Here is a 14,937-nt window from a genome sequence, read left to right as displayed (position 1 = left end):
ACAGTATAAACATGAAAACACCAGTAAAAACACTCGCACTTGCATTATCTTTACTTTCTCCCCTTGTTTCTCTTTCTACTCAAGCCCTGCCGCAAGGAAGTGAGCTTAAAGCTGGGGCTGCGGTATGGAACTTGTTTGATGACGCAGACCGTTACGCATTGCATGTGGCTTATGTTCACAAACCGCTCGAATCATTTTACGGAATTCGACCAACAGTTCTCTTGGTAAACGCAGATCAAGGCCAACACTATTTCGCTGCGGGGTTGGCAAAAGACGTCTACAAATACAATGACTTTTCAGTACGCGTTGCCTTTCACGCGGGCATTGTTGATGAATCTGAAAATTTAGGCGACACCATTGAATTCTATTCATCACTTTCCGGACTCTACAATTTTTCTGAATCATTTTCGCTAGAAGCTGAAATTGGCCATATTTCTAACGGTGGGCTAGGGGACACGAACCCTGGTTCAGAATCGTTCGTATTGAGCGCTCACTACCATTTCTAATCTCGCCTAAACAAGCAATGCCTACTTCTTTTGTTGAACAGCCCGCTTAAAACGCGGGTTGTTCAATGTTGGGCAAAAACTCTTTTAACTTAACTTTCTGTCGGGCAAGGTGCGCCGCCGTTAATCCAAACCGACATTGCCTTAGCAAACTGAGCATGTGTCCCAGGAGCAGGTGTTCTGCCTGGGCCGGGGTTCCATGCCCATCTCACTAATGGATCATCACTGACATGATGCTCAAATTCTTTTTTAAACGTTTTCATGTCATCTCTTCCCCCACGTTGAGCAAGAAAAGAGTTCAAACGCGGGTTTAACCAATTGTTGCATAATTTTGAGGGTGTCATGTCGCTGCCAATAATCATGGTAGGAGGCGGCATGTGCCACACGAAACCTGGCATAAGGTCGTTTGCTGCACCAGGCGGCCTGCCGGGTTCACGCGCATTTTCATCTTGGTGACATCCGCGGCAGTTTACGGGGTGCGTTTCGCCAACCTGAACAAACTTTCCATCTTGCACCGCCATTTTCAAGTTATTCACAGAGGTAATGTTCATAGGGTGGGGGACGCTGTTGTCGCCCACTGTCGGTCGGTGAGCGCCATCTTCAATAACACCATGACAGTTCACACACCGTGGATGTGTTGCTACATCGAACAAGTAGTTAAATGCTGTCGTTGGGTTAGGATCTTGCTGATAAGCTTCAAAAGCAGGCGTTGAGTTAGCTGCTTTTGAAACGCTAGTGGTCAAATTACTATGGTCGCTATCGTCACTTTTATTTGCAATACACCCACTCAGGACGAATGATGAGAGAGCACCAATTAATAGGACTGTTATCATTTTCATCATACTGCCCTTATGCTTTTAATGCTGCGGTAACGTGTTGAGCAAGCATGGGCAAATGACGTAGCCGTACACCAATAGCTTGGTACACGGCATTGCCGATAGCCGGCGCGACACCAATAACGCCTGGTTCACCCAGTCCTACTGGAAACTCCTCACTTTCAACAAGTTCAATATCCATCTCTGGGACATCGTTCATACGTAGAGGAAGGTAGGTATGTAAGTTTGTTTTTGAAACCTGACCGTTTTTCACTTCGTTATGTTCAAACAGTGCCAAGCTCAGTCCCCACAGCAGTGAACCTTCAAGCTGTGCCATCGCGCCATCTGGATGAATAACAATACCAGCATCAGACACAACCCATAACTTCTTAACCGTTATCTTTCCAGTGCGCTTATTAACGTGAACATGGGCTGCAGTCGCGAGCCAAGCTGGCATAGTGCGTTCTTGTCCCGCACTTACGCTATAGCCAATGCCTTCATCAGCACCAAGTTCAACACTCGCAGTCTTTTTCTTAAGAATTTCAAGCGTATTGGCAAGTCGTGTGGCACCGCCGACACTTTCAGGCGCTTTGCCCCCTTGTTTACCTTTACCGTCTAACATAGCAAGTCTGAAGTCGACGGGGTCTTTGTTCGCTTTCATTGCCACTTCGTCAATAAATGATTCTAAGCCCCATACAATCCAACCTTGGCCTACCGAACGCAGCCAACCTGGCGTAAACGTATCTTGCGCTACCTTATTGTTAACCGCGCGTGCGCGATGGTGAGACATGGTGTACCAGTGGTCGGCACCAGATGCCGAAAACATATCGACTTTCCCTTCACCGTTTACTCCTGGTGCTAGAAATCCTGGTGCCATTTTTAGTGTTGGCCAGCCTGCCGCAAGCGCATGCTCCATGCCTAAAAACTGATTATTTTCATCGAACGACGCATTAAACAGTGAAGTAGAGGCAGAGCGGGGTTGATCAAATAATGTATCATCCGGGCGCATGAATACCAGTTTGACTGGCTGGCCAGCAGCTTTAGCTGTAAGCAAAGCTGGAACAACCCAATCACCAAAAAGGCGTCGCCCAAAGCCACCGCCAAGATAATACTGGTGAAGGACCACATCACTTTCTGGGACCTCTGCGGCTTTAGCTACAGTAGGAAGTGTTAGGCTCTGCCACTGGTTACCCGTATGTATATGCCATTTACCACCTTTAAATTCAGCAATGGCGTTAAGTGGTTCTAGCTGGAAATGATTGGCAGTCGCGGTGGTGTATAAAGCCTCAATAGTTTGTGCCGCTTTCGTTTGCGCCAGCTCTATATTTCCTTCGTCTACAAAAACGGTGCCTTCCTTGCGATCACGTACAATTCTTTCGCCTTCTTTTTGTATATCAGCTTCAGAAACATTGGCAGTTTTACCGGCGTTGTAGCTAACTTTCACCAAATCAACAGCTTTTATCGCAGTAGGGTAGTCTGTAGCCAATACAGTAACCCAACCTTCGATAGTACCGCTCGGATCGGTAAGCACTTTATAACCTTTATATCCCGGTAGACTCTTAGCCTTACTGTCGTCGACATTTGTTACTGTACTACCATAACGAGTCGGAGGCAGAATGGGGCGTGCATAAAGCATGTTTTCCACTTCAACATCAATACCGTATACCGCAGTACCGTTCGTTTTAGGCGGAATGTCGAGAGCCTTGTAGTCTGCATTAACGCCAATAAGGTGGCGTTTTTTTCCCGGCTTAATCGGCAGTTCCGCAAGCTCATCTGCACTGAATGTTTTGTCTACTTTGCCATTCGCTACGATATCGCCGTAGCTAATTTTTTTGTTACCTGAGATAACAAAGCCTTTTTCTGCCTTACAACTATCGGCAGGCACGCCAAGTAGCTTCGCACCTGCATCAATTAACACCATGCGGCCAGCGGCGCCCGCCTGAGACATTGGCTTGTAAGTATGGAAAATTGACCAAGAGCCGCCTGTTACCATGTAGCCCCATTTCGGGTCTGTATCAACGTGAACTATAGACACTTTCTCCCAGTCGCACTCAAGCTCATCAGCCAAGATTCTAGCGATTGGCGTGCCGATATGCTGACCCATTTCCGCTTTGGCTATGTTGACGGTAACGTTGCCATCTGTATCCATTTCAAACCAAATATTTGGAGAAAACTGTTTGGCTTCAATACTCTCTTTCGCCGACAGCAGGGATGGAATAGCGGCAGCACCAAATGCCATGAATAAAGACGTTTTCACTGATCCCACCATAAAAGACCGGCGAGATAAGTTGATCATGTCTTTCTTTTCTTGAGAGATATTTTTCATGCTCATGCGTTTTCCCCTTCTGATGAAGCGGTTGGATCAAAGTATTGAACAGAAGACGTTGCAGCGCGCTTAATCGCCTTTTTTATGCGCGCGTAAGCCATACAGCGGCAATAATTGGTGCTCATGTGATTAACAATATCTTGGTCGCTCGGGTTTGGATTTCTATCTAGCAATGTCGCTGCTTGCATGATTTGGCCAGACTGGCAATAGCCACACTGAGGAACCTGCTCTTCTACCCAAGCAGATTGCAGCGGATGCGCGTTGTTGAAGCTTTCAATAGTGTTTACGTTCTTATCTTTAGCTAACGAAACGGGATAGGAGCAAGAGCGAATAGCGTTACCATCAATATGTACTGTGCATGCGCCACACATCGCTACACCGCACCCAAACTTGGTACCTTTTAATCCAAATTCATCGCGTATTACCCAAACGAGAGGCGTATCTGATGCAGCATCTGTCTGCACTCTTTTTCCATTTAACGTAAATTCAATCATGGTTTGTGTCACCGTGAAGTTAATGTTTAATATGCTCTCGCCAAGGCGCTGTACTTGGTTTGAACGGTCTGTTTTGCCTGTTTTAATTGGTATTATTAAAATCTGGCCGCGTTGGCTCTCCCTTTAATAACCCCTCACTCCATAGACGCTTGAATGAACCTTTCGAATTGGAGTTAGACTAATTAACTAAAGGTATACTAGAGGCCAAACTTGCTTATGTGGTCTATTTTAGTTACCTTGTTCAAACAAACAATTAGTATACTTTTAGTAACTAGGTGGCTTTTTTAGGAAAATAGATGGAAAGTGAAATAAAAACAGACGCTAAGGGTAGAAAAACCGTTCTAAATACTTGTACAGAGCCTTGTGCTATAGAGCGTGGAATGCGCCTAATTGGTGGAAAGTGGACGGGTTCTATTATTTATCATCTCAAAGATGAGCCTGTTAGATTTAACGACCTGTGTAGAATGCTTGGCGGCGCCAGCCGGAAGATGGTCGATCAGCGCCTTAAAGAGCTGGAAAACAACGGTATGGTGATCCGCAACGTTATCGACTCTCGTCCAATTGCGGTTGCTTATAGTCTCACCGAGTTTGGGCGCTCAGCGCTAGATATTCTTGAACAGCTAAGAGTCTGGTCTGAAAACCACACGAATGATTAAATACTGCTAGCGGTGAGCATTTATCTCACCGCATTTGCTTTACAAAGTGCTAGACCGACACTAGCGGTAATCGAAGTACTTTTTCAACAAGCTCTCCGGCTTTTTCTTGGAAACCAACAAAGTGTTCAGTAGCTTCATGAGCATCAAGGGCATCCTGAGATTGCCATTTCTCCGTAATAACAAACACACCCTCTTCACTTGCATGTAGGTCATACATCACTGCGCCGACTTCTTCTCGGCTTGATTTAACCAAGGGTAACAATGCGTCTAAGAGTGCATCTTGTTGGTTTGGTTGAGAATAGATTACGACTGAAAACTCGATCATTTTACTGTCCTATTGAGAAAAAACGCTAACATAGGCAACTAAAGGGCTAATGGTTAGCGTTTAAAGCTGACTAGCAACTTTTTTCAGGTGAAAAGCAATCTCCACCATCAAATGCCTTTTACCGCTATGTCGCAGTTAGACGCTATCTAAGCCTTTTTCTTAGATGCATTTTTTAGCGAATGAAAAAAGTTAATCTATAATGATTTATACTAAAGTATAAAAGGGTGCTCATTATCCTTTGAGTGCCACCTCTTGAGGCGACGGAATGCAATTACCGAACGGGGCGATGCCCTATGTTTGAAAAAACTTTTCACTTTTGTCCTGTTGGGCTCGCTCACGTAAGCATGGATGGAAGCTTTATACGTGTAAATAAGCGACTGTGTGATTTTTTAGGATATTCTGATGAAGAACTAACGACGTTAACCTTTCAAGAATTAACTGCGCCAGATTATCTCGATGAAGATCTAAGTTACTTAGAGCGCCTGATGGCAGGTGATATCGATGACTATGCGATTGAAAAGCGATATGTAAGGCGCGATGGCGAGCAAGTTTGGGCGAAGTTAACAGTGTCTTTAGTAAGAGATCAGCGCGGCAACCCAGACTATTTTATTTCTATTGTGGAAGATATCGACGAGAAAAAGCGCATACAGTCTGAACTCTTTCAAGTTGATGCCTTGTTTAGCAAAATTGTTAGCGCATTTTCTGATAGAACGTTTATATGGGTGGCGACGCCAGACTTGTCTAAACTGCAATACGTTAACGATGGCTATTCAAACATATTCGGTCGCAACGAGTACGAACTTTACTGTAACCCTATAAGCTTTATTGATCATGTACATGAAGATGATAAAGCACGGGTGTTAAAACTGTTCAGTCAACGCCCTTTGCAGAATTGGGATATTCAATATCGTATATACGACTCGAAAGGCGAAGTGAAGTACCTTCACGATCGCGGAAGCTTGATATTTGACGACCGTGAAATGCAGTCGCTTATTTTAGGTACAGCCGACGATATAACAAGAGAGAAAACGCAGCAGCAAGCTCTGATGAGCGCCGTCACTAAATTAGAGCACCTGTCGAAAACCGACTCGCTCACTGGACTTGCCAATAGGAGAGAGATATTTAGCCAGTTAAGTGACGAAATTTCTCGTATGGATCGTGGCCAACAAACGTCAACGCTTGTTTATATAGACTTAAACAAATTCAAAGAAATTAACGATAAATACGGTCACAAGGTAGGAGACAAGGCGCTTGTTGAGTTCTCTGAAAGAATGAGTGGTTTGCTGCGTGATAGTGATAGATTCGGTCGTATTGGCGGAGATGAATTTGTCATCTTGCTCTATGGCACGGGTGAAGAGGAAACGGAAGCTTTTTTTAATAGGGTTGCCCAAAGCGACTTTGAAGTTAATGTAGATGGCAACAAGGTAGTACCAATTGGCTTCAGTGTTGGCTGGGTTGAGTGGAGCGAAGGGATTGAAACCGTGCAGGAGTGGCTAGATAAGGCCGATGAGGTAATGTACGGAAAAAAGCGTTATCAGCAAGTTTTAACCGCGATTGATAAAGCGATGTAGACAGCTATTCCTGAGACTCGATATCTACATCGCTTTCGCCATTCTATTTTTGTCTTTGAGCGAACCAGCGCGCTATTTCCTGACGCTCTTCGTCTGTCATTTTTGTCTTGTTTAAAAATGGCATGTCTTTGGTCACAGTGGTTCTTCGAACCACTTGTGGCGCAAACCTTTCAATATCTTCCCATGTATCTAATACTACGCCTAAAGGCGCGACTTTAAAGATATCGTCGGTTGGCGTGCGCGAGTGGCAACCCACACAATGGGTTGTAATTAAGCTTACTACTCGCTCATTGCTTTCTTCAGAACTCGCTTGGGCGACTGCATTGTTAGCCGTTACTTTTTTACCTACTTCATCGACAAGGCTCACATCTTCAAGTCCTTCATTCGATGTATGTGATGGCGACTGTGGCCATGATACCCATAGGGCGATTGCTAGCATGGCGACTGCGCCAGACACTAAAATACCAGGTTTAGTGGTGCCCACGTGACGCAAGTTAAAGAAATGACGTATCCAAGCGGCAGCGGCCATTATCGCAATGAGTACCAGCCAATTTTGCGGGTGTTGATACGTCATGGGGTAATGATTTGAAATCATGATAAACAGCAGTGGCAGCGTAAAGTAGTTATTGTGTACCGAACGCAATTTAGCGCTCGCCCCCCAATTAGGATCAATATCTTTCTTCTCGGCTACAGCTGCTACCATTTTGCGCTGGTTCGGCATGATGTTGAAAAAGACATTTCCTGCCATGATAGTGCCAATAAGCGCACCAACGTGAATATAGGCACCGCGACCGCTAAACCATTGGGTAGACAGGTAGCTGACAATACAAACAAGCGCGACTAATCCAATACCGAAGGCAAGTGGATATTTTGCCAATGGGCTGCGACAAGCAAATTCATATAAGGCTAGTCCGCCAAAGATTAACCCTAAACCTAAAGATATTGCCGTGGTCGGTGACATGGCATTTACCGATGGGTCGATAAGATAAGCACTAGCACCAAAGTAATAAACAATAATGAGTAGTGCGAAGCCCGACAACCACGTGGTATAGGCTTCCCACTTAAACCAGTGTAGCGTTTCTGGCATTTTCTCTGGGCCATAGGCGTATTTTGCAACCTCATAAAAGCCGCCACCGTGAATAGCCCATAAGTCGCCTTTGATACCTTTGTCCTGTTTCCATTTAGGTGGCGTGCGTAGATTGTTATCCAACCAAATGAAGTAAAACGACGCGCCAATCCACGCTACACCCGCTACAACGTGGAACCAACGTACAAATAAACTTATCCAATCTAGCCACGGCATTATTGTTCTCCTTATTTAGGGCCAAAAGGCCCTACAGCAGCCTGTTATTAATGATGTTCTTTTTTATAGCGGCAGGTGCCGCTTATCCACGTTTGGTCGATAGCGCGGTCATCACCTAAAATACTCAAGGCAAAAAACACATCGTCAAAGTCCGCGTCTTCTTTTATTCTCAATTGTGTCAATTCGTCAAACCTAGGCTCAACAACGATAAAGTCAGCAGTGGTGCCTGGGTTTAAGTTGCCTATTTCATGATCAAGCGCATGAGCTACGGCCGCGCCTTGGGTCATAAGATAAAAGCCTTCTAACGGGCTGATGGGCTCGCTGCGCAATTGACTTACCTTGTATGCATCGCCGTAGGTTTTAAACATGTTAAACGTAGTGCCTGCACCCACATCCGTGGCCATGGCCACATGGACCTTGTTAGCACGCGCTGCGGTCATATCAAAAAGGCCACTTCCTAAAAACAGGTTAGATGTCGGACAGAAGGCCACCGTAGCGCCGCTTTCGCCTAAGCGTGCCCATTCGTTAGGCGTAAGGTGAATGCCATGGCCAAACACCGCACGTTCACGCACAAGGCTGTAGGTGTCATATACATCTAAATATCCGTCCGCTTTAGGGAATAAGCTCTTCACCCATGCAATCTCGTCTAAGTTCTCAGACAAGTGTGTTTGAATGAAAACGTCGGTATACTGCTTGGCAAGTTCCCCTAATGCAGCAAGCTGAGCTTCAGTACTGGTTGGCGCAAAACGGGGCGTTAGCGCATAGCGGTTGCGGCCCTTGTTATGCCAAGCTTCGATTAATTCTGCACTGTCAGCTTGTGCTGTGTCGGCGCAGTCATTAAGCGCACTAGGGCAATTCCTGTCCATACATACTTTACCGGCCACAATTGCCATATCAATTTCGCTTGCTGCACTAAATAATGCGTGGCTACTGCTTTTATGAACCGTAGTAAAAACAAAACCTGTGGTAGTACCGTTCTTTAGCAATTGGCGCAAAAATACGTTAGCAATGGTTTTAGCGTGTTCACTGTCAGCAAACTGCATTTCTGTGGGAAACGTATAGTTTTCAAGCCAGCTCAACAGCTGCTCGCCATAATGAGCTATGCTCTGTGTTTGCGGATAATGCAGGTGGCTGTCTATTAAACCTGGCAAAATCCACTTGCCTGAAAAATCTGTCACAGTGGCAGCCGGGTAGCGCTTTGCTATCTCTTCAAATGTGCCAATGTCTTTTATTTCTTTATTGTCTACTAACAAACCACCGTCTTTGAATATAGCGATGTCATTATCGAACTGTGTAGTTTGGTTAGGAAAGTGCGCAATGCTTGCACGAAAAAGCTGCATGTTTGTTAGCTGCCCCTGTAGCTGCTGAAACCGAATGGAGAGATAAGAAGTGGCACATGATAATGGCCGCCATTCTCATCAAGTTCAAATGTAATATCAATGTGTGGGTAGAAACTTTTGCCATGCGTTTCTACAAGGTAAGGCTTGCAGTGAAAGCGCAGGGTATAAACACCTGCGGCAAAACCGTCTTCAACGCCCCAGTTGTTAAAACGCCCGTCATTATCCGTTTCACCCGAAAGGGTGCTACCGTCAGGTAGTGTAAGTGTAAGGGCAATGCCTTGTGCAGGCTGACCTAATGTAGTGTCGAGTACGTGGCTAGAAAGCGTATTCATACTGTTTTCCTTAAAAACTATTCAATGCGTATTGACTATATTTTTGAAAATACGGGGGTTAATCCAGCGCTTTGTTAATACGCAATAGGGTTATCTTTATTTGCTCTGCAGCAGCATTGGTAATCTCTTGCTGTGTGGTATTGGGTAGCCTAGCTTGTAATGCTTCTAACATAGTCTGCGCAGAAAGACCGGTGGCACAAATAATAAAGATAAACCCGTGCTTGTCTAAATAGGCGTGATTGGCTTCTTTTAACTGGTGTAAAACGGCCTCGGACGCGCTGGCTGTACCCGACTGCTCGCCCGCAGCAATGGCTTTGGTATTTGCAAACTTTTTGCGCAACGAATCAACGTCGCCAATCATGGGGTGTGCCGTAAAAGCTTCAAGGTAGTCGTCATCACTGCATTTGGCCCACGCGCTCTTCGCTTGATTAACAAGTGCGTCCTTGTCGCTGTAGGGGCGTGCTTTTACCATTTGATAAATCCAGGTTTTCGCCGCGCAGCATTGCTCAAACCAAGAAGACGCCTCTTCAGCGCTTAGCGTATTTAATTCTTTAAGTGTCACTGGTGGTGTCCTTTTCTTTGTGAAAAGCTGTAGCGGGTTTCTCACTGTATTTGTTACTGTTGCCTGCCGTTACTTCTTTTACATGAAGACGCTCGATAATTTGCGCAGATATAGAAACGGCAACTTCAATTGGTTGCTTGCCAGGGATATCTCGGTTACCTATTGGCGTAAATAGCCTTGCCAGCGCGTTGTCGTCAAACCCACGCAGAGTCAGCTTGGTAATAAAGCGCTTTGCTTTGGTGTCTGAACCAATTAACCCAACAAAGGGGAGGGAAGGTTGCTTTAACGCCTGCTCTGTAATGCGATAGTCCAATTGATGATCGTGGGTGAGTATAATCAGCCAACTGTTCTCATCAAGGTGTCTAACTTCGCTCTCTGGTGCTTCTTCCACGACTTTGTGCACGTTGGCTGGCAAAGACGATGGAAACAGTTCCTCGCGACTGTCTATCCACGAAATGCGTACAGGCAATTGAGCCAAAATAGGCACCAGTGCTTTTGCAACATGGCCTGCACCAAAAATGGCGATGTGCTGCTGATGAACGTTACACACGTCAAATAGCACCTTTACCGCGCCGCCGCAGCACTGTCCTAAAGAACTGCTTAACGGATAGCTGTGAAGTTCAGTGCATGCTTCGCCTTTTGCAAGGTACTCTCGTGCACGGGCAATAGCATCAAACTCGAGATGCCCGCCACCGATGGTATCTATACTATGCGATGCGGTAACCACCATTTTGCTGCCCGGCTCTCTAGGTGTAGAGCCAGCGGCTCCTACTACTGTAACCAGCACATAGCCTTCGTTGCGCTCTTGGCATTCGGCTATTCCCTCGTGCCAGTGCGTTGCGCGAAATGACTTTGCTGCCGTATGTGTCATACAACACCGCCTTTATTATCCAACTGCTGAATAGCAGTTACAGCGTTCAGAACACGTTCTGGTGTGGCTGGTGTATCTAGCTGCGGATCAACTGTGTAGCCAGATAGGCTAGATATGGCGTCTTTAAGGGCGCACCACACTGAAATAGCGAGCATAAATGGTGGCTCGCCAACCGCTTTTGAGTGGTAAATGCTGTCTTCAGCGTTCTTTCTACCAAACAGCTTCACATTAAACTCTTTTGGCGTATCGCCAATAGCTGGAATTTTATAGGTCGCCATATTTTCACTTATCAGCTTACCCGCTTTATTCCATTTAAGGTCTTCTGTGGTAAGCCACCCCATACCTTGAATAAACGCGCCTTCTATTTGGCCAATATCAATGGCAGGGTTAAGACTGTTGCCAACATCGTGGAGCACGTTAACTTTATCTACCGTATATTCACCGGTAAGTGTGTCGACAGAGACTTCGCTCATTGAGACGCCATAAGCAAAGTAGAAAAACGGACGGCCTTCACCGGTGTCGCGGTTATACTGTAATTTTGGGGTTTTGTAGAAACCGCTTGAAGACAAAGATACACGAGCAAAATACGCTTGCTGCACAAGCTCGGTAAAGGTAATTTTGTGCTCATCCAATACCACGTGCTCATTAATGAATAGCACGTCGCCAGCGCGGTCCTCTAGACCTAAGCTTTTGGCAAAGCACTCGCCCAAACGGGCTTTTAGCGTAATACATGCATTTTGTACGGCTTTTCCGTTTAAGTCAGTGCCGCTTGAAGCTGCTGTTGGTGAAGTGTTAGGTACTTTGTCAGTGCGTGTTGCAGTGACTTCAATCATATCCAAATCTAGTCCAAATTCATTGGCTGCAATTTGGCCTATTTTGGTGTGAAGCCCTTGGCCCATTTCAGTACCACCATGGTTCACCTGAATACTACCATCAGTATAAATGTGCACTAAAGCGCCAGCTTGGTTTAAATGCTTCGCGGTAAATGAAATGCCAAACTTAACAGGCGTTAGCGCTAAACCTTTCTTAATCACCGGGCTTTCGCGGTTAAACGCTGCAATAGCTTCACGGCGCTGCCAATACTGAGCGGTTTCTTCTAGCTCGGCAATCATATCGGGTAAGAGGTTGTGTTCTACCTTCATTCCATAGGGAGTCAGACTACCTGTCGTGGGGCCGTATAAATTACGTTTTCTTACCGATAGGGGGTCGCTGCCAATAGCACGGGCAATTTTATCAATCATGGCTTCAGCCATAATCATGCCTTGCGGTCCGCCAAAGCCTCGATAAGCGGTGTGCGATACCATATTGGTTTGCAATCTGTGACCAACAATATCGCTATCACCTAAGTAATAACCGTTGTCCGCATGGAACATGGCTCTATCGACAATGGCGTCAGATAAATCAGGCGAGTGCCCACAAATACCGTTGATTGTCATGCGGGTGGCTTCAATTTTACCTGTCCCGTCAAAGGCCACGTCGAACTCGTTTTCGAATGGGTGACGTTTGCCAGTAACATGCATATCAGTGAAGCGTGGTAAGCGAAGCTTAACCGCACATTGATTGCGCGATGCCAGTAAAGCCGCTATACAGGCCCATTGCGCGGCTTGCGTTTCTTTTCCGCCAAAGCCGCCGCCCATACGTCGCATGTCTACCATTACACGGTGCAATTTTACATCTAGCACTTCGGCAACGAGTTTTTGTACCTCACTGGGATGTTGACTAGACGTATAGATTTTCATGCGATCTTCTTCATCAGGGATCGCAAGGCTCACTTGTCCTTCTAAGTACATATGTTCCTGTCCACCAATACTGAGCGTGCCATGTGCTTGGTGGATCGCTTTTTCAAATGTACTTTCAACGCGGTCAGTATGTTGGCCAAACCGATGTAGGGGACGCACAAACGTTTGCTGCTGGTGCGCAGCTTCGGCACTAAGTATAGGTTTGGCTTCACTCACCTCTACTTTCCCTTTTAGCGCAGCTTGTCGGGCAAGGTTTACCGACGTGGCAAGCACTGCAAATACAGGCTGACCGAAGAATTTGATTTCGCCATTAGCAAGTAACGGATCGCCTTCGAACACAGGTCCAATATCTTTATGGCCAGGCACGTCGTCAATCGTAATCACATCTACAACGCCTTCACTTTGGCGAACAGCGTCAAGATTTATCGAGTTAATCGTACCTTTTGCGCATTGGCTTACACCAACTGCGGCATAAAGAGTGCTTTGAGGTTCAATAACATCGTCAACATAGTTGGCGCTGCCTTGTACTTGGCGTGTTGCGCTCTCGTGCTTTTTAGATACGTGAACGACACTTTGCTTGTCGTTTTGTTGCAGTGGATTAGGGGCATCAATTAACTTACGCATGCTGCACCACCCGTGTTTCAATTTGGTTTGCTGTTTGGTTTTCTAACCAGAAGCGATGCCACAGGTTAGCTAAAACAGTTTTACGGTATTGGGCTGTAGCGCGCACATCATCGATAGGTGAAAATGCATCGAATAAGACTTGTTTGCCCAACGTTAAACATTCGTTGCTAGCGAACTGCTTACCTTTCAAAACGTTTTCTAACGCATTGCAGGTTGACGGAACTGCTGCTACGCCACCAAAGCCACTGCTAATGGCTTCTACCTTGCCGTTGTCGAGTGTGACATTAAATACGGCGCATACTGCAGAAATATCATCTTCAAATCGTTTCGATATCTTATATGCAGCTAATGCTTGATTGGGCTGTTTTAATGGTATTTCTATTGCACTTATCCATTCATCTTTCGCCAGCATGGTCTCGCGATAGCCTGTGAAGAATGTGCTAATTGGGATCATACGAACGCTCTCGCCGTTATCTAAATGCAGTATGGCATTCAACGCGAGTAGTAACGGTGGCATATCACCAATAGGGGAAGCGTTAGCCACGTTACCGCCAATGGTAGCCTGATTGCGGATAGGCAACGAGGCAAATCGGGTAACAAGCTCAGCCACTTGCGGAAATGCATTTAGTAATAAAGGTGCCGCATCATTTAGCGGTACAGCTGCACCAAGAATAAGAGAATGCTCGCTTTTGGTGCATTGTTTTAGTGCATCAATATGCGTCACACTGATAAGCGTTTCTACATCTTTTAGCTGTTGCGTGAACTGAAGGCTTAAATCCGTGCTGCCAGCGACTAGCTGTGCAGCTGGATGCGCTTGAATCAGAGTCTTCAGTTCTTCGCGAGACGTTGGCGTATGGATATTTCCCGTACCAGTGGGTTTCTCACCAGATAATGATAGCAATGTAGAAAGGGTGGCAGCTTGGCGTGCAGTGAATTGATCATCAGGTGTTTGTTCGCACACCGCCATCGTAGCATCGATAATAGGGCGGTAGCCTGTGCAGCGACATAAGTTGCCTGATAAAGCGTGCAGCACATCGTCGCGATTTGGTTTTGTATTGCTGTGATATAAGGCAAACATCGACATGATAAAACCAGGTGTGCAAAAGCCACACTGAGAACCATGATGATCAACTAACGCCTGCTGTACGGGGTGTAAGTGTTTACCATCGTTCAAATGCTCAACAAATAAAAGCTGCTTCCCATGAACTGCACTCATTAGCGTGATGCAGCTATTCACTGTTCGATAATTAAGTTTTGCAGCGCTATTTGAGGAGGCTGGTTCCACAAGTACTACGGTACATGCACCGCAGTCTCCTGCTGCACAGCCTTCTTTTGTGCCTGTTTTTTTGCGATGTTCGCGAATAAATTGTAGAAGGGTGAGGTCGGCCCGCGCTTCATTTAATTCAACGACATCGTTATTTATTAGAAAGCGAATCATACTCACACCTTCTTGTTATATTCATTCTTGTATTCATT

Annotated in this window: 14 protein-coding genes; 3 read left to right on the top strand and 11 right to left on the bottom strand. The window is 45.8% G+C overall.

What is annotated here, in order from left to right; genetic code table 11:
- Nucleotides 1–506 (top strand): acyloxyacyl hydrolase (locus tag QVA83_RS12735; RefSeq protein ID WP_287498521.1); only part of this gene is annotated, 506 nt, incomplete at its 5' end.
- Between the two features lie 89 nt (nt 507–595).
- Here the strand turns inward: QVA83_RS12735 and QVA83_RS12730 are convergent.
- From QVA83_RS12730 to QVA83_RS12720, 3 genes are read right to left on the bottom strand one after another with little or no spacing between them, the layout of a single operon-like run.
- Nucleotides 596–1,336: a hypothetical protein gene (locus QVA83_RS12730; RefSeq protein WP_231514747.1), complete on the bottom strand. Its 741-nt coding sequence runs from the start codon at nt 1,334–1,336 to the stop codon at nt 596–598.
- 16 nt (nt 1,337–1,352) lie between these two features.
- Nucleotides 1,353–3,650 carry a xanthine dehydrogenase family protein molybdopterin-binding subunit gene (locus QVA83_RS12725; protein ID WP_156078192.1) on the bottom strand — a complete coding sequence of 766 codons (2,298 nt, stop codon included), beginning with the start codon at nt 3,648–3,650 and terminating at the stop codon, nt 1,353–1,355.
- On the bottom strand, nt 3,647–4,138 hold the full coding sequence (locus tag QVA83_RS12720) for a (2Fe-2S)-binding protein (protein ID WP_014976187.1): 492 nt from the start codon (nt 4,136–4,138) through the stop codon (nt 3,647–3,649). The genes QVA83_RS12725 and QVA83_RS12720 overlap by 4 nt, the downstream gene beginning before the upstream one ends.
- Nucleotides 4,139–4,434: 296 nt before the next feature.
- Here QVA83_RS12720 and QVA83_RS12715 point away from each other — a divergent pair, with 296 nt between their 5' ends.
- Nucleotides 4,435–4,794: a winged helix-turn-helix transcriptional regulator gene (locus QVA83_RS12715; RefSeq protein WP_014949063.1), complete on the top strand. Its 360-nt coding sequence runs from the start codon at nt 4,435–4,437 to the stop codon at nt 4,792–4,794.
- A 49-nt stretch (nt 4,795–4,843) separates the two neighbouring features.
- Here QVA83_RS12715 and QVA83_RS12710 read toward each other — a convergent pair whose 3' ends face one another.
- Nucleotides 4,844–5,119, bottom strand: coding sequence for a putative quinol monooxygenase (locus QVA83_RS12710; protein WP_014949064.1), 276 nt, complete (start codon nt 5,117–5,119; stop codon nt 4,844–4,846).
- Between the two features lie 293 nt (nt 5,120–5,412).
- Here QVA83_RS12710 and QVA83_RS12705 point away from each other — a divergent pair, with 293 nt between their 5' ends.
- Nucleotides 5,413–6,690: a diguanylate cyclase gene (locus QVA83_RS12705; RefSeq protein WP_156078193.1), complete on the top strand. Its 1,278-nt coding sequence runs from the start codon at nt 5,413–5,415 to the stop codon at nt 6,688–6,690.
- A gap of 43 nt (nt 6,691–6,733) precedes the next feature.
- Here the strand turns inward: QVA83_RS12705 and QVA83_RS12700 are convergent, their stop codons facing one another.
- The 7 genes from QVA83_RS12700 to xdhA are packed head-to-tail and all read right to left on the bottom strand — an operon-like array spanning nt 6,734 to nt 14,899.
- Nucleotides 6,734–7,993 (bottom strand): urate hydroxylase PuuD, encoded by a 1,260-nt coding sequence (locus QVA83_RS12700; protein ID WP_156078194.1) that lies wholly within the window; start codon nt 7,991–7,993, stop codon nt 6,734–6,736.
- Nucleotides 7,994–8,040: 47 nt separating this feature from the next.
- On the bottom strand, nt 8,041–9,333 hold the full coding sequence (gene guaD / locus QVA83_RS12695; RefSeq protein WP_014976191.1) for a guanine deaminase: 1,293 nt from the start codon (nt 9,331–9,333) through the stop codon (nt 8,041–8,043).
- A gap of 5 nt (nt 9,334–9,338) precedes the next feature.
- Nucleotides 9,339–9,665 (bottom strand): hydroxyisourate hydrolase, encoded by a 327-nt coding sequence (gene uraH / locus QVA83_RS12690; protein WP_287498520.1) that lies wholly within the window; start codon nt 9,663–9,665, stop codon nt 9,339–9,341.
- Nucleotides 9,666–9,723: 58 nt separating this feature from the next.
- Nucleotides 9,724–10,227: a 2-oxo-4-hydroxy-4-carboxy-5-ureidoimidazoline decarboxylase gene (uraD, locus tag QVA83_RS12685; protein WP_014949069.1), complete on the bottom strand. Its 504-nt coding sequence runs from the start codon at nt 10,225–10,227 to the stop codon at nt 9,724–9,726.
- Nucleotides 10,217–11,098, bottom strand: coding sequence for a xanthine dehydrogenase accessory protein XdhC (xdhC, locus tag QVA83_RS12680; protein WP_287498519.1), 882 nt, complete (start codon nt 11,096–11,098; stop codon nt 10,217–10,219). The genes uraD and xdhC overlap by 11 nt, the downstream gene beginning before the upstream one ends.
- Nucleotides 11,095–13,461, bottom strand: a complete 2,367-nt coding sequence (gene xdhB / locus QVA83_RS12675; RefSeq protein WP_156078196.1) for a xanthine dehydrogenase molybdopterin binding subunit — start codon at nt 13,459–13,461, stop codon at nt 11,095–11,097. The genes xdhC and xdhB overlap by 4 nt, the downstream gene beginning before the upstream one ends.
- On the bottom strand, nt 13,454–14,899 hold the full coding sequence (gene xdhA, locus QVA83_RS12670) for a xanthine dehydrogenase small subunit (RefSeq protein ID WP_287498518.1): 1,446 nt from the start codon (nt 14,897–14,899) through the stop codon (nt 13,454–13,456). Before xdhA ends, xdhB begins: the two co-directional genes overlap by 8 nt.
- Nucleotides 14,900–14,937: the final 38 nt, after the last annotated feature.

It is taken from the genome of Alteromonas sp. AO-Serp, from assembly GCF_017849675.1.
In the GTDB taxonomy this organism is placed as follows: domain Bacteria; phylum Pseudomonadota; class Gammaproteobacteria; order Enterobacterales; family Alteromonadaceae; genus Alteromonas; species Alteromonas macleodii.
This window is presented reverse-complemented; position numbering and strand designations above follow the sequence as displayed.